This window comes from Nostoc sp. DSM 114159 (genome assembly GCF_053470285.1).
Genome location: NZ_JBPFEH010000001.1, coordinates 7797564 through 7814433, shown reverse-complemented (window position 1 = coordinate 7814433; position 16870 = coordinate 7797564). Strand labels below are relative to the sequence as shown.

At 39.2% G+C, this 16870-nt stretch carries 12 protein-coding genes and 1 pseudogene; 9 read left to right on the top strand and 4 right to left on the bottom strand.

The genetic code is table 11. The features are described from left to right. Positions 1-173: 173 nt before the first annotated feature. From ACR5KR_RS32905 to ACR5KR_RS32865, 9 genes and pseudogenes are all read left to right on the top strand, one after another. Positions 174-1538: a glycosyltransferase gene (locus ACR5KR_RS32905; RefSeq protein ID WP_448269507.1), complete on the top strand. Its 1365-nt coding sequence runs from the start codon at positions 174-176 to the stop codon at positions 1536-1538. A gap of 120 nt (positions 1539-1658) precedes the next feature. Next, entirely contained in the window at positions 1659-2822 is a 1164-nt protein-coding gene (locus ACR5KR_RS32900; RefSeq protein ID WP_448269505.1) for a glycosyltransferase family 4 protein, read from the top strand. A 41-nt stretch (positions 2823-2863) separates the two neighbouring features. Beyond that, positions 2864-5105, top strand: a pseudogene (locus ACR5KR_RS32895) (ATP-binding cassette domain-containing protein). Positions 5106-5172: 67 nt separating this feature from the next. Then, positions 5173-6387, top strand: coding sequence for a glycosyltransferase family 4 protein (locus ACR5KR_RS32890; protein WP_448269503.1), 1215 nt, complete (start codon positions 5173-5175; stop codon positions 6385-6387). 43 nt (positions 6388-6430) lie between these two features. Then, a complete protein-coding gene (locus ACR5KR_RS32885; RefSeq protein ID WP_448269501.1) occupies positions 6431-7393 on the top strand; it encodes a glycosyltransferase family 10 domain-containing protein in 963 nt (320 codons plus the stop codon). Between the two features lie 3 nt (positions 7394-7396). After that, positions 7397-8377 carry an Npun_R2821/Npun_R2822 family protein gene (locus tag ACR5KR_RS32880; RefSeq protein ID WP_448269500.1) on the top strand — a complete coding sequence of 327 codons (981 nt, stop codon included), beginning with the start codon at positions 7397-7399 and terminating at the stop codon, positions 8375-8377. A 3-nt stretch (positions 8378-8380) separates the two neighbouring features. Continuing rightward, entirely contained in the window at positions 8381-9271 is an 891-nt protein-coding gene (locus ACR5KR_RS32875) for an Npun_R2821/Npun_R2822 family protein (RefSeq protein WP_322714355.1), read from the top strand. Between the two features lie 15 nt (positions 9272-9286). Further along, the gene (locus tag ACR5KR_RS32870) at positions 9287-10321 is read left to right on the top strand and encodes an Npun_R2821/Npun_R2822 family protein (protein ID WP_448269499.1); all 1035 of its coding nucleotides are present in this window, start codon (positions 9287-9289) and stop codon (positions 10319-10321) included. A 167-nt stretch (positions 10322-10488) separates the two neighbouring features. Beyond that, positions 10489-10659 (top strand): hypothetical protein, encoded by a 171-nt coding sequence (locus tag ACR5KR_RS32865; protein WP_445629364.1) that lies wholly within the window; start codon positions 10489-10491, stop codon positions 10657-10659. On the opposite strand, the gene ACR5KR_RS32860 is transcribed toward ACR5KR_RS32865, so the two are convergent. From ACR5KR_RS32860 to ACR5KR_RS32845, 4 genes are all read right to left on the bottom strand, one after another. Then, the gene (locus tag ACR5KR_RS32860; RefSeq protein WP_448269497.1) at positions 10656-11030 is read right to left on the bottom strand and encodes a hypothetical protein; all 375 of its coding nucleotides are present in this window, start codon (positions 11028-11030) and stop codon (positions 10656-10658) included. The genes ACR5KR_RS32865 and ACR5KR_RS32860 overlap by 4 nt on opposite strands. A 29-nt stretch (positions 11031-11059) precedes the next feature. Next, on the bottom strand, positions 11060-12784 hold the full coding sequence (locus tag ACR5KR_RS32855; RefSeq protein WP_448269495.1) for an ABC1 kinase family protein: 1725 nt from the start codon (positions 12782-12784) through the stop codon (positions 11060-11062). A gap of 477 nt (positions 12785-13261) precedes the next feature. After that, positions 13262-15904: a M1 family aminopeptidase gene (locus ACR5KR_RS32850; protein ID WP_448269493.1), complete on the bottom strand. Its 2643-nt coding sequence runs from the start codon at positions 15902-15904 to the stop codon at positions 13262-13264. Positions 15905-16370: 466 nt separating this feature from the next. After that, a complete protein-coding gene (locus ACR5KR_RS32845) occupies positions 16371-16595 on the bottom strand; it encodes a hypothetical protein (protein WP_448269492.1) in 225 nt (74 codons plus the stop codon). Positions 16596-16870: the final 275 nt, after the last annotated feature.

Sequence of the window (16870 nt, the reverse complement as noted above, 5' to 3'; positions counted from 1 at the left end):
AACACAAAATCAGCTATCAATTTTTTTTATTTGTACATACTAATTATTAATACGGAATCTTATAGATTCACTTTGGATTCTTTATAAGAGATAGATGTTAATAACGACAACTATAGCAATCAATCATGGTAAAAAAAGATGAGCTTTCCAATTTTTTCTTTGCAGGTTCATAAATGAAGCTAATCCATACAACTAGCTGGTATTTTCCTGATACATCAGCCGGTGCTGAAGTATACTTAGATTCACTACTGCATGGCTTACAAGTACATGGACTAGAAAGTATTGTTGCTGCTCCTAAACAAGGTACAGAAGAAGATACCTACGAATACAATGGCATCTGTGTTTATCGTTATCCTGTTTTTCCCAACCCCAGCAAGATAGAGGTACACAAGCAGCTACCCCACGGCGGCTTTAAAAATTTTGCTAATTGGTTAGAAAACAATCGAGCCGATGTCTACCATCAACATTCATGGCGATTTGACTGCGGCTTACATCATCTTGCTCTCGCCCGCCAGTTAGGGATGGCTACTGTAGTCACTGTCCACATACCTGAGCCTATATGTCTGCGTGGTACGATGATGCGCTGGGGTGAAGAACCTTGCAATGGGGTGATTGACTCTGTTAATTGTAGTCAATGTTTGGGCGTAGCAAAGCAAGCACCACCTTGGATGCTCAAGGCTTTTAGTCAAGTTCCCTTGGATGTTGGCATCGCAGCAGAAACAAAATTACTTACCTCTAAAAATTTCAAGCTACGCCTGCTTGGTAAAACTTTTGGTATTCCTACTCTTGTGTCTCAACATAGACGCAATTTGATGCAACTAGCAAAACTAGCCGATCGCATTGTTGTAACGAGTAATTGGCAATACAATGCTTTTGTTGCAAACAACGTTCCTCCCGAAAAACTTACTGTCTCTCGGCAAGGTGTTGCTAACACTTTTAAACGTGAAGTAACACCAAACAAACCACAAAACTCCACATTAAAAATCGGCTTTTTGGGTCGCTGGCAAGAAACTAAAGGGGTACAAGTTTTAGTAGAAGCAGTACATAGTCTACCGAATGATGTACCCGTAGAGTTAATTCTTCATGCTACTCATCCGGGAAAATACGGTGCTACCAATCGTGAAAAAGTTATGGCGATCGCATCTCGCGATCGCCGAATTCGGATTGCGGAACCACTTTCACGCGAAGCAGTACCAGAGGCATTAGCAGGTTTCGATATACTAGCAATACCGTCGCAGTGGTTAGAAACTGGCCCCATAGTTGCTTTAGAAGCCCAAGCTATGGGCGTTCCCGTACTAGGCTCAAATTTAGGAGGGATTGCTGAGTTAGTCCGTCACGGCATTGATGGTTGGTTAGTTCCAGCCAAAGATGTCCAAGCATGGGCAGAAGCGATCGCAACTTTAGCCAAAGACGGCGATTTACTAGCTAAATTACGTCAAGGTATTCAGCCAGTACGTACAATGGATACTGTTGCCTCAGAGATGTTGGAACTTTATCATGAAATATTAAAAATTCCTCAGAAAAATTTTGTATCTTGATGGATTGACAACTAATTTCTTTAGTTGCTCCGATTCCTACAAAACAAATTAAATTAATCTTTGCAGATTTAGCAATATCTGACAAATACTGGAAAAATTAAATAAAAAAGTATAAAAATAGTGAGAAAATTTTCTAAAATATCCTTGTTGGTTTCAGATTTATCAAGTGCAGCGATTCTGCGTGCATACTTGATAGGAAAAGCTCTCAATCAGTTAGGATACGAAGTTGAAATTATGGGGTTTTTATTTGGAAATAACTTCTATTTAAAATTACCATCAGAATTCAACGTTTATAACTTACCAGGCAAAGACTTTCCAGAGTTTTTTGGAGAAATCCAAAAATTTTTACCAAAAATCAATGGCGATATAATTTATGCTATCAAACCCCAAATAGCAAGTTTTGGAGTTGGACTATTAAGGAAAATATTCACTAGAAAGCCATTAATTTTAGACATAGATGATTGGGAACTCAGTTGGCATGGCGGTGATAACTGGCATTATCATCCTACACCCAAAGAATTAGCTAGGGACTTATTGAAACCACAAGGCGCACTCAAAAATCCTCATCATACTTTATATGTGAAATGGATGGAAGGTTTGGTAAGTCACGCTGACGCTGTGACAGTGCATACTAAATTTTTGCAGCAGCGTTTTGGTGGTACATTTGTTCCGAATGGTAAAGATATTTCCTTATTCGATCCCACTCAATACGATCCTGAATCCAGTAGGGATCGTTATGGTTTATCTGAATATCGGATTTTAATGTTTCCCGGTGCGCCAAGACCTTATAAAGGTTTAGAAGATGTTCTCATCGCGCTCGATAAACTTAATCAATCAGACTTGAGACTAGTAATTGTAGGTGGTAGTCCTTATGATGATTATGATAAACAACTTCAACAAAAGTGGGGACGTTGGATTATCAAATTACCCAAGTATCCAGCCGACGTTATGCCTGACTTGGTAGCAGCTGCTCACATTGTAGTTGTTCCCCAGCGAGATACTCCAGAAACTCGCGCTCAATTTCCCTTGAAGTTGACAGATGGGATGGCAATGGCTAAACCTGTATTATCAACGCGTGTTGGAGATATTCCTCAACTTTTAGGTGATACTGGTTATTTAGTCGAGCCTGGTTGTCCTGAGCAAATTGCTGAACAAATTCAATTGATTTTTCAGAATTTAGAGTCAGCAAACCAGAAAGGGATCGAGGCAAGAGAAAGATGTGTGGAACACTATAGCATAGAGGCTATGGCTTCTACGCTCAAGTCAGTAATTGCTCAGTTGTGAATAATATTAATAATTAAGTTAAATTGGCATAAAAATACCCAATGTCTACCAGAAAACTAATACTAAGATTCGCCAAACCCTATCCAGGTTTAATTATCCTAACAATGCTGTTGGGATTTTCTGGTGCTTTATTTAATGGTGTCGGTGTAACTTTGATTGTGCCAGTAATTTTGAGAATTGTCGGACAACCAGTAGATTTAACTGGTTTTCCTCCGATTCTGAAAGCTGTGATGTTCCCATTTGATAATCTTCCCGAAAATTATCGCAATTTGGGAATGGCTGGAACAATTATATTTATAATTTTATTAAAAAACTTATCTAGTTATTTTAGTATTTTAACATCGAGTGTTTTCACTCGGAGATTAAATGCCGATATTCGCGAAGCTAGCTTAGAGTTATTGCTAGATATTGATATAGACTATTATTCAAAAACGAAAGTAGGCGATATTATTAATCGCCTTGGTTCGGAAACTGCCCGTACTTCTAGCGCTATCGGGAGTATTATCAATTTAATTATTTTAATAATTACGATTTTGGTTTTTGTTTGCTTATTATTAGCAATTTCTTGGCAGCTTACAATCGCAGCCACAATTTTGTTGGGTTTTATAACATTAATCAATCAATACACAATTAGTAGAGCGAAAAAATTTGGTCAACAACTATCAGAAATGTCTACATCTTATTCCATCAGTGTTTTAGAAACATTGAATGGAATTCGTTTGGTAAAGTCAACTGCTAATGAAGACAGAGAATATCAAAAGATTACCAAATTAATCCGCGATCGCGAGAAAGCAGATTTTCAATCTCAGATAAACTCACAAGCGATCGGGCCGATAAGTGAGGTAATGGGAGTAGTAGCTTTACTTCTAATTGTATTCTTAAGTAAGACTTTTTTTGCCAACCAGGTTTCTTTCATTTCAACAGTACTACTGACGTATTTATTAGTATTACTGCGACTGCTGCCTTTAGTCTCTCAGTTAAATAGTCTTCGTAGTAGCTTTGCCAATAGTGCTACTAGCGTAGAAATAGTGAGTGAGTTTTTAAATCGCGATCGCAAGCCGTTTATGAAAAACGGTAATGTAATATACACAGAATTAAAAGAAGGAATACGTTTTAATTCACTTTCCTTTGCCTACCCTAGTCATGAAAAGTTAGTACTCAAAGATGTAAATTTATTTTTACCCCGTGCTACAACTCTCGCTTTGGTAGGTGGTTCTGGTGCTGGTAAGTCAACCTTAGCTGACCTCTTACCCAGATTTTACGATCCGACATCTGGCAGTATCTCTATTGATGGCACAGACCTGCGTGATTTTGATATCAAATCTCTCAGAACACACATGGGAATCGTCAGTCAAGATACATTTCTCTTTAATGACTCGGTGCGAAATAACATTGCTTATGGAAGACCTGAAGCTAGTGAAGATGAAATTATCTCAGCAGCCAAACGAGCAAATGCTTATGAATTTATTGATAAATTACCTCAAGGATTAGACAGCCAAATTGGCGATCGCGGCGTCATGTTATCTGGTGGACAAAGGCAAAGATTAGCGATCGCTCGGGCCCTGCTGCAAAATCCAGAAATTTTGATTTTAGATGAAGCCACCAGCGCTTTAGATACCGTTTCCGAACGTTTAGTACAAGCTGCACTCGACGACTTAAGTCGCGAATCGGACAACCCTGGTAATTGCTCACCGCCTTTCCACAGTCCAAAAAGCCGATCAAATTGCCGTATTAGATCGAGGACAGGTGGTAGAAGTGGGAACCCATGAAGCACTTTTACAAAAAGGGGGTTACTACTCACGCTTATATTCAATGCAATTTGCCGATCGGGCTGAAATTTCCACCAAAACTAATCCCAGCTTTAATCGCATTTCTCACGAACTGCGTACAAGGCTTAACTCAATGATTGGTTTCCTCGGACTATTAGTTGACGATCTAGTAGACAATTCTCAAGAACGCCAGGAATTAATTGACCATTCATACAACTCAGCCTTAAGAGTTCTCAACGCCATCGATCTCTTCAGCGATGTAGTTAACCTGAAAATTAACTGGCAGTCATCGTCAGATATAGACCAAAATCAAGATGAACATAACCAGTATCAAAATTTTAGTCATATCTCGGATGAGTTTCGCAAGTGTCTCTATCCTATCATTAGCTCTCTGCGCTTGCTAGCCGATAAATTAGAATCCGAACCCCAAAAACAAAATCTATTAATTACAGAATCTTATCAATCTGCTATTTACCTATTAGATGTATTAAAACTTTTTGAAAATCAAATTTAATTTTAGTTAATGTCAGGAACAAAACTACTTATACCCCAATCTTAAAAAACCTATAATACCCAAAAATATGATAAATTCTTCCAAGAAAAATCAATATATTTTTTACACAGGAGAGCTATCCTTAAAGCCGGACACAGCACACGAAATTCATGATGTTCTTTGTGCCAACGCCGCAGCTAACTTAGGCTACTCCTCAGTTTTAATTTATCCAGATAAAAAATCTTCTGTTAATCTACTATCGTTAATTTATCCTTATCAACCCAAAAGACCCGGAAAAGAATTTATAGAATTTTACGATGTGCAAGAAAAACTCAAAATTGCAGCATTGCCAATGCCTTGGCCTATCGATCGAATCGGTGGTAAATTTACTAACTCTAGTACAGTAGTAACTAAATATTATTTACCAGTTCATATTCTACCTTATACAAAAGTTGTCCATACGCGAGATTGGAACTTTGTCAAAGCCGCAGTCAAAAATAAAGTTCCGACAATTTATGAACGTCACTACTTTCAAGACCGAAAATTTGAGCAAGAAATTGTCCACAGTCCCTATTTTAAAATAGCTATAACTCAGTCAGAACCCATCCGACAAAGCTTAATAGAAAATGGAATGCCACCGGAAAAAGTAGTTTGGCTACATAACGGATTCAATCAATCATTTTCAATCAGACAGCCCGAATCAGCCGAAAGGTGGCGGCAAGAATTGCTTAGAAATGGACGGAAGCATTTAGTTGTCTATTCAGGTGCTTTGTATCCTTTCAAAGGAGTCGATCTCTTAATTGATTCTGCTAAAGAGTTGCCAGAAATTCAGTTTATCATCACAGGAGGAACAGAAGCACAAGTACAAGCATATCAACAAATAGCTAGAGATAAAAATGTCGAAAACGTTAAATTATTAGGCTGGATACTTCCACGAGAACGATTAGTCAGCTTGTTTCAAGCAGCTGATATTTTGGTTCATCCTCACTGTGCTGGAAAATCAGCAGATTTCACGAATCCAGTTAAGTTTTTTCAGTACATGGCTGCTGGCACTCCTATCGTTGCAACTGAGATTCCACCTTTAATGGAATTCAAAACATCACCTTTGATTGCCAGTTGGTGTACGCCAGATAACCCGCATAAACTTGCCCAATCTATTCAACATACTTTAGAAACTTATCCCAGAAAAATAGAGGGTTATGCAGCTAGTATAAATTTTGCCCAACAATTTTCTTGGGAGAATAGAATTACCAAAATATTAAGCTACGTAGAAGAAGAGCAACGTCCAACAATTTTAGGGTAACGGTACAAAAATTAACTGCAAAATAACCGAATAAATACGATTTATGACTATCAAAACTGTTGGCATGATTAGCAGCTATTCAGGTCTGGCTAAAAACAAAGATTGGTTATGGCAACAAACTCCACACTACTTTGGTGTTTGGAAGAATATGCAAATGTTGAAAATGGCGCCAAAGCCGGATTTTATGTTGCTATATCAATTTGATTTTCCCCAAGCATCGCCGCCACAAAAATCTTGGTTAGATAATTTTCGCAAACAGCAGCAAAAACCAGTAGTAAATGTTGAATCTCTACTGCGTGGTGTTAACAAAGAGCGGATTATTTATTTGCTCAGAGAACCGCCTTTAGATGAGGTTCTAAAAATAACTAATCATAATTATCAAGAAGCCCAGAAGTATTGTGGCTACGTTTCTGGCCCCGATGATTTTGCTCCCATTCCTGACTATATGCCTGCTATTTGGTATCACTCAAATTCATTTCAAGATTTAAATGAAATGCCACCTCCTCCAAAAGTTGCCCCATGTAGTTGGATTACTTCGGGAATTAGCCGTACAGCCAACCATCGCCAGCGTTTAGATTTTTTACAATCTTTGCAATCTAGTGGCATGAAATTTGATTTGTATGGGCGTAACTTACCAGAATGGGCAAACAGTTCGGGAGAACTTGGCAATAAATGGTATGGCATGGCACCATATTATTACAATCTGGCCATTGAAAACTATGCTGATAATAATTGGTATGTGAGTGAGAAACTTTGGGATAGTTTACTTGCTTGGTGTTTACCAATTTACTATGGTGGCCCGGCTGCTGATAAATTATTGCCACCGGGTAGTTTTTTGCGGTTGCCAAGTTTAGATGAAAAAGGCATTGCGTACATCCAAGAAGTGACATCTACACCTGATGCTTGGTATGCTGCCAAAGATGCGATCGCAGAAGCACGTCAAATCATTTTACACAAATTAAACCTGCTTAACTGGTTATCAAACTTTGTCGATCAACACTCATAAATTATGAATGGTATTTGTACCCTTGGCAATGATTATGTTTTCGATCAACTGGTGGCTTTGCTCAACAGTATTGATGTTATCTTAGGCCCAGAAACTCCTGTTTGTATCTATCCTTTTGACGACCGGACACAACGAATTGCTGATGAAATAGCGAAACGCCCAAATGTATTTCTTTACGATGACCAAGAATCGATCGAGCGCTGGGATCAATTTATGCTCGCAGCAGCCCCAGAACGATTGAATCGGAGTAAATCCCGTCTTTATGGCGCTCATCGTCGTTTCTGCGCTTTTGATGGCCCATTTGAGAAGTTTATCTATTTAGATGCAGACACCTTGGTAATGAAGTCACTTGCAGCAGTGTTTGAAAAGCTAGATAGTTATGATTTTGTAGTCTACGATTTTCAATTTACAGATGTTAGTAAAATATATAATGTTAATTCTCCCAAATTACTAAAAGTTTTTGAGCAAAAACGCATTGATTCCGAAATATTTTGCTCAGGCTTTTATGGCGCAAAACAAGGGCTATTTGACTCAGAAAAAAGAGATTGGCTAATATCACATTTACAAAATGGCGAGTCAGAAATTTTGTATGGTGGTGCTGGCGAACAACCATTAATCAACTACATGGTAATGAGGTCTAATCTTTCTATTTATAACTTTGCTCGCCAATTGCCAGATAATGAAAAAACAGGATGCTCTGCTAGTTCTAAACACTTCGAGGAACGAGAACATATTCTTTACGATCGCGGTAATCAACTAACTTATCTCCATTACATTGGGATTCCTCCTAATATCAATCAAGCAGTTTGTGCGGGAGAAAATATTGAGTTTCCCTATCGAGAGTTATTTCTCTATTATCGTTACTTACACGAACCAGAAAAGCGTCCAGTATTTACCAGTCCTCCTAAAAATTATAATGACACTCAAGCACCAAATTTACTTACCAGAGCTTTGCAAAAATTGAAGTTAATTAAACAAGGATAATTTATGAGTAGGGGTATTTATATAGTTGCCAATGACCGCGTTATCGATAATGCTATTGCTCTACTCAATAGCATTCGTTACTATGACCCAGAAGTTACCATTTATCTCATACCTTTTAATGAAAATTATCACAAGGTCGCAGAACAGCTTGCTACCTTACACAACGTCCAAATTTTCCCAGATTTAGAACTTATTGATAGCTTTACCAAACGCATCGGCGAAATTTTTGACCGAGATTTCCTTGCCTTACCCAACAAAATGCGTAAATTGGTGGCGTGGTTTGGCCCTTTAGATGAATTTATTTATATTGATACGGATATTGTCGTTTTTGAAAAAATTGCCGACAATTTAGACAAACTTTCAGAAGTCGATTTCTTCTGCTGTGATTACCATCATGCTAATGAAAAGCTGCGAAATATTTTTTCCCCATTTGTGAAAGAGCAGCAAATTTTTTCCGATGCCCAACTTCAAGATGTTTTCAATAGCGGTTTTTGGGCTTCGAGAAAAGGAGCTATTACCGAACAACAAATGGATGAAGCTTTGCGCGAGTGTGCAGCGCATCGTGAATATTTCGATTTTTCTCAAGGAGTTACAGACCAACCAATTCTAAATTATCTTGTTCTCAAACTAATTTCTAAACGTGGAAATCTCGTTAAAATTCCTGGGGGAGGACCTGGTAGTTGGGCCGGTTCGCGAAATTTCCAACAGCAAGATTACGCCTTGTATGACCGAGGACAACGACTCAAATATCTCCACTGGGCTGGTACGCGGATGAAAACTGGTAGTCCCTATTGGCAATTGTGGGAACACTATCGTTATCTGCATGAGGGTAAATTTGCCTTTATTCCCAAACTGACTCGCCGTTTATTTCCCTTTGTTTCTGCGCGTACTTAATATTAGGAGTATCCAATGATTGATGGTATTTATATCCTAGCCAATGATGTTGTCTATGACCAATTAGTGGCGTTGCTCAACAGTATAGAGGCTAATGCTGGTAGAGAAATTCCTATTTGTATAATTCCATATAATGAGCAGTTAGACCAAGTAAAGGCAGAGATTGCATCTAGAGATAATGTTACTTTATTTGATAATTCTGATTCCATAGCCTACTGGGATAACTTTGCAACCCAGGTCTGGCAAAATCACTCAAGGGCACAAAAAACTTGGCGAAAATGGGGGCTTCCAGAACTTTATCGTCTACCGATGCATCGTAAGCTTTGTGGTTTAGATGGTTCCTTTGATAAATTTATTTATTTTGATGCAGATACGCTCCTTATGGGGCCTATAGACTATATATATGAAAAATTAGATAAATATGATTGGGTAACAAATGATTTTCAATATAAATCTGAATTGAAATATATTTTTGATGGTCCACCAGAACTTATACAGCAAGTTTTTGACCAAGAAAAATTGCATTCTCATATATTTTGTGCCGGTTGGTTTGCCACTAAAAAAGATATTTTTTCTAAAGCTACGTTAGCAAACCTACTCGACAAATTACAGGTTAGTGAAGCTGATGTCATGGCTCTTGGAGGTCCTGACCAATCTTTATTTAACTACATGGTATTGAAAAGTGGAATTTCCTATTATAACTTTGCTTTTCATGACTGCGAACAGGCAACTGGCAACCATTGGCGTTCTCAATTTGATGTGGTAGATAACATCCTTTACGACCAAGGACGGCGGCTGACATATCTGCACTATATGAGTATAACTTCACCACACTTTACTCAACTTTGCGCTGGTGAAGATGTCGATATTCCATATCGAGATATATTTTTGCATTATAGATATTTAAACTCGCCAGAACAAAGACCCAAAAGCTTTAGGCGTCAGAGTCCGCTAATGCGTCTGCAAAAGACTACTACAAGTTTTTTCAATCGAAAAGTCAACAATATTAAGCTTAACTATCGTAATTTCAAGGATAAAATGACTAAGTAATTAAGTAAAATTAGACTAAAATGTTGTTTAATTTATAGCTTATCTATTGCCCGTTTATCAGTAATAAAAGTAATTTGAACGCGATTAAATATTGGAATGATTAAATTTCAGCAAAAAATAATTATTCACCACTAAATAACGATCTCATTTTTAATAGAGCATCATTGTTGGCGGTGAGTATTTACGGTAATTTAGATATTTGTGAGGCTTCTTACTATTTAACCCTCTTTCAAGAAACAAGGCAGGAGGCAGAAGGCAGAAGGCAGAAGGGAAGAGGATTTGACTTGTTTCTTCCATTCATAGCGGGTGGCGATCGCCGCCAGTGGGTCTGCTTCTAAGAAAAAGAATCTAAATCTAAAGATTGCATACCTTCACGTTGTATGAAGGTCATCATACTTCCTAACTGCAACCAAACTAGCAAACAAGTAAATAGACTAATTGGTAGACCGACTCCTAAAGCCAAGGATGAGGGAAAGCCAAATATCTCTAAGCCTGAAGACATAAATAGACAAGTACCGCCTGTTATGCCGATAAATGGTACAAGTAATTGTTTCAGTGAGGAACGTGGCTGAGTATTTTCTGCTCGTTCGCTTGACCAGTTCTGCACAATTACTTTCAAAGTGCCAGATAATGCCAAACCAGATGTTAATGCTATCAAAAAGCCAACAACTAAGAGAAAGTAAGGCGGTTGCTCAGGAAAATAATACATGAAAACTCCTAATTTATATTAAAGATTTTTTACTTTTTATTTGTTGACTGGTTCTCAGCAAAAGACCCAAGTAATGTCGCTTTTGGCAGAATAGCGGCTGCACCTTCTCTGGATAATTCTGTTAAAATCCCGATCGCTACATTTAATAAACGATCCGGTTTTAAGTCATCTTTAACCAGATTCCACAGGCGTTGGACATCTTCGGTGTGCAAGCGGTCATCTTCGGTGAGAGCAAGCACCAACTGTCTCCTGAGAAACTTGCCTTCTGCCGACATTAAGTATTGGAACCCCATCTGCGCTGTGGGCAATACATCAAAGTTGTTATCGGTACGAGCGATCGCAATCAAATTCTCTAACCGCTGCCACTGAAATTTACCATCTTTGAACAACACATTCAATAATCGTCGTCTTAATTCCGGCGATTCCCCTGTTAGCAACCGCCGCGCTATATACGGATAACCCACTTCCACAATTTTGAAATCGGGGTTAAGGCTAAGGGCAATACCTTCTTGAGTAACTAGGGAACGAATAATCAAGGCAAACTTTGCCGGAACTCGGAAAGGATATTCGTACATCAGTTCCGAAAATTCATCGGTAATAGTTTTGAAGTTAAAATCCTTGACATTTTTACCAATAGCGTTTCCTAGCACCGCTTCCAATGCTGGCACTATCGGGCAAATATTCGTGTCTGGAGTCAGAAACCCTAATTTTACAAAGTCTTCGGCTAAGTCGGTATAGTCTTTATTCACCAAATGCACTAGTGCATCGACCAGCGTTTCTTTGGTGCTTTCTTCCAACTGATCCATCATGCCGAAGTCAATATAAGCCATACGACCATCGGGTACAGCAAATAAATTGCCAGGATGAGGGTCAGCATGGAAGAAGCCATATTCTAAAAGCTGTTGCAATCCTGATGTCACGCCAATTTGGATGATCGCTTCTGGGTCTAAACCTGCTTCGCGGATGTGTTGAGTATCCGTTAGCTTGAAGCCGTTAATCCATTCCAAGGTTAAAACGTGGGTATTGGTATAACGCCAATAAATTCCTGGAACTTTTACTTGTGGGTCATTGTGGAAGTTGCTAGCAAATTTTTCGGCGTTGCGGCCTTCATTAATATAGTCAATTTCCTCAAATAATTTCGTGCCAAACTCATCCACAATTAAAGTTAGGTCATGACCGAGATTTAAAGGCAACCAAGGAGCTAGCCAACCTGCTGCCCAACGCATTAGATATAAGTCGCGTGTAATTACCGGGTGTAAGTTGGGGCGTTGCACCTTCACGGCGACTTCTTCGCCGCTAACCAGACGACCTCGGTATACTTGACCCAAGCTAGCAGCAGCTATTGGGTTAGGTGACAGTTCGCTAAAACTTTCGTGAATTGGACGACCTAGTTCTGTTTCGATAATCTGGTAAGCGATCGCATTATCGAAAGGTGGTAACTGGTCTTGTAACTTGATCAGTTCTTCTAAGAAATCTTTGCGTATCAGGTCAGGTCTAGTGGAGAGGGCTTGACCAACTTTAATAAAAGTCGGACCGAGGCGGGTGAGCAGTTGTCGCAACTGGATAGCTCGTTTACCCTTGTTATGCTCAACTTTATCTTGCCACTCGTCCCACTTCAGACCGAATATAAATCCTGCAAAAGAGGAGATAATTCTCAGCAGTCGCCCCCAAGCTAACCAGGGACGGTAACTATAGTAGCGAGCGATCGCATCTGGATTATAGAGTTTTAGTTGAGCAGGTTGATACTGACCCACGCCTTTTTTTGCCTCTTCAACTGAAAAATTTACAATTATTCTTTTTCTCCTGACTTACAAGTTAGTTGTAAGTTGCAGGATAGCGGTAGTCTTCTGTCTAAAATAACTAGAACTCTACCCTTTGGGGTAGCGATCGAGGCGATTTTAGCGTCTGTTACTGCCTAGATTTGTTTATCTTTTTCTTAATTATACTTTATATAACTACAACTACTTATCCAACTTTTAGATGATTTTATCTTTTCTTAACTTTAATTTATATAAATATAAATATGTATCTATATATGCAAATTGAAACTCAGTAACCGTTTACAACATAAAGATCCCCGACTTCTAACATAAGTTGGGGATCTTGGTAGTATGTTTATTTATCCCTGTGATTGAAGTGGAAAATAAAATTACAGCATCAAATAAAACCTTGGTAATTGGTAATAGTTTTGCCACGATTACCAATTACCGACTTTTAATTATTATGTAATGCTATTTAGATTTGGCCTCCAAGTTTTCTAAACGGCTTCTCAATTCCTGATTTTGTTGTTTGAGTTGGTCGAAATCTTCACGCAGTTGACGCAGGGTTTTTTCTGAACCAATGTTCTTTTGCACCTTGGAAATTTCTTCCTCAGCAGAGCGACGTACACGCCCGTCAGCTGTTTGTTCGGCTAGCGATCGCAAAATCCCCACGGCTTTAGGTGTTTCCATTTGTCCTAATGCTGCTGCTACCGACACTTGTGTTAAAAAGAAGCTTTCTTTAGCGAGTTCTGTTAATTTGTCTAAAATCCGTTCCAAATTAGCCGGACTTTGACCTACAGAAATCTTTCCTAAAGCGCGAATTGTAGCTAAACGTAAGGGTTGTGGCACACCGAGTTTGGTGTATTCTAGCAGCAGATTTAAAGCTGCTTCCGAAGTTTTGAATTCAGCTAAACCGGCGATCGCACCACTTCGCACGACTTCATTCCAACCTGCCTTTTCTTCTAAAACGGATTTCAGCAGCTTTAATACCTTGTCTTCCTTGGGTTTTTCTTCCAAGTTTGATGAGCCGATCGCCCCGATTACACGAGAAGCTGCTGCTTCCACGTAGTAGCTGGGATCGCCTTTTTGCAACAGCCCTCTGACAACTTTATAGCTTTCAGCAGTTTTGAATTGAGTAAGTGCTTCCACTACAGCCCGTCGCACATAAGCATTTTTATCTTTTAACCCAGGAATTAAGCCATCAAAGGCTTGATCTAAATTGATTTGGGCTAGTTGTTTTGCCACTTCCACACGCACACCCCACAATGGATCATTTTTTAGCGATGCAGACAGTGCAACGATCGCTTCTAACCCGCCTTTTTTCGCCAAAGCTGCTGCTGCATAACTACGCGAAATCGGGTCGGGATCGAATTCTAACTGTGCTTTTAACTCTGTGATTGGATATTCTAAAACTACTGTTTTTAGGTAATTATTTCCAACATCAAAGCTAATAAATTGGGGCTTATTTTCTAGGGGAAAGTAGAAGCTTTGTTCGCGTTCATTCACCCGGACAGTAAAAATTTTGAGTTGTGAGTTAGGAGTTATGAGTTTGGAATTATTTTTAACTCCTAACTCTTTACTCCTCACTTCTTCTTGTTGCGTATAGCCAAAACCAATAGGTATTTTTAAATCAAACAAATCCTTACTGCCACTTTTACCTTCATCAGCTTGGGTTTGAGTGACTGTAATTTTTGCTAAATGAGCATCTCCATCCCAAGAGTAAGCTACTTTAAAATCGGGATGACCACCACGATAAACGTATTGGTCAAACAGGAACAAAAGATTACGTCCGGTTGCCTTTTCAATCGCCCTGAGTAAGTCTACTGTTTCTACGGTTTTGTGGGCATTATCTCGGACAAATGTTTGAATTGCTTGCCAAAACAACTCATCTCCCAATTGGGCCCGAATCATGTGATATACACAAGATCCTTTTTCGTAGATGTGGCGATCGTAAAGTTCAATAGCTTCTCGGTAAACGTGCGTTACCATTGGACGGCGATAACGACTGCTATCTTCGCTTAGGTAACGACGAGCTTCCAATAAACGATAGTAAGCTGCTTCTTCTAAACTATATTCTTGTTCTGTCCACATCACCTCAGAGTAAGAAGCCATCCCTTCTTTAATCCAAGCATGAGACCAATGCTTAATCACCACCAAATCACCAAACCACTGGTGCGCGAGTTCGTGGACAACTAAACTTTCAGTGTTGCGGTTATCTAAGGCGGCGCGTTCATCCAGCAAACATCTGTCTGTTAACAGTGTTGTGGAAGTGTTTTCCATGCCGCCAAAGATAAAGTCATCAACGCAAACTTGGGCGTATTTCGGAAAAGGATATGGATAACCATACTTTTGGCTCAAAAATTCGATCATTCGGGGAGTTTTTTCCATGCTGCGTTTAGCATCTTCCTCCCGTCCTTTTTCTACATAGTAGGTGACAGCTTTACCGTTCCACTCATCTCGAATTTCAGCAAAATCACCTACTGCTAAAGTCATCAAGTAGGTAGGATGAACTTGTTGCTGTAACCAATGATAGACTTTGTAATCACCATCTTCTGTGGTGTCAATTAATTCGCCATTGGAAATCGCCACGAGAGGGTTGGGAACGCGAACGCGAATTTCCGAAGTAGACAGTTGTCCTGGATAGTCAAAGCAGGGGAACCAAAAGCGAGAGTCTTCGTCTTCACCTTGAGTCCAGACTTGAGTAGGCTTGTTTGGGTAGTGCTTATCTGGTTGAATAAAATAAATACCGCGTTGCGGTTTTGCCACTGAGTAAGCGATCGCAATCAGCAAGCGTTTACCAATCTGGGTTACCTGAGAAAGTTGAATAGAAAGCTGTTCCCCGTCATAGTCAAAATTTTGTGGCACTTCGTCCACCTGCACAGACTCGATATTTAGATTGACAGCATCCAAAGTCAAACGATCGATCCCATTACGGATTGGCAAGAGGCGAATGCTACAACTGCCCTGATAGCAAAGCTTTGGAATATCCAAGCTGAGATCGAGAAAAATATGCTCTACCTGTCCGGGGCGATCGGGGTTGTAGTGTGGTCTTGCTCCCGGTAACTCAAAAGGTTTGTGTCCGTTATTATCTGTATCAAAATAAGACTGCGACATTGATGCTTACTGACCTTGTAATCCTGAAAAGTCTGGCTTGGTTGGATGTAGTTAAGTAAAATAGCGGTATCTGATGTATTTCCCTCAACAGAGCATTATGAAGGTGACTTCTCACCTTGGGATTGGGAGATTGAAATTAATCTCACCCGAACTTCCAAAGATCGGCTACCGATCCTGGGATTTTTTCTATATCCCTGCTGTATTTACTTTTGCTGATGTTCTGCACTTTTTGGGTATTGAGTCTAGAGTCTTTTGTGCCTCTATAGATTTTCATTAAGTACAAATACTCCTAATTATTTTTATAACTTAGGATAGCTTGCTGCTGAACACGCTACTTTGTTTAAAATGAACAGCATATCATTTGCAAATTCGCTCCTCATCTGATTGAAGTATTTTTGAGAGTAATTTTAGACCGCTAATTTATAGGATTACTAATTTTATCAGTAAATACCAACTGGAGTTGAAACTAAATGCAGGGTACTAGTTGTGTAAGAGTAAAATAATCGATTTCTGTCTCCGTAAAAACTCCCATACTGGCGAGTACCTGTAAAAGTCGCTCAGAGGGAACGCTTGTAGATTGATTTTGCGCTTCCCAAATCTTCTTAACCTCTTTAGCAAATCGGCGTAGGCGTAGCCCATCGTAAACATCGCTAGCTTGTTTGCTGCATAGAAGATGGACTATGAGATCCAAGTGCTATCGCAATCTGAAATCATTCGTAAACAATTGAGATTCTCAACTTCATAAGAGTTGTCGGGAATCTAACCCTTGCAATTTTTACAAATCAGATAGGATTGCTATGTATTTAATTTGCAAAAACCCATTTGTAGTGAAAAATCACTTTGAAGTTGGATGTTTGCTGATTGAGACGTCACGTTTAACTGAGAATCTTTATAATTAATATCCGATTAATAATGGATGTCAAAAGCAATAATTGTCTGCAAGTAGGAGGTAGATGTGCAGCTTGT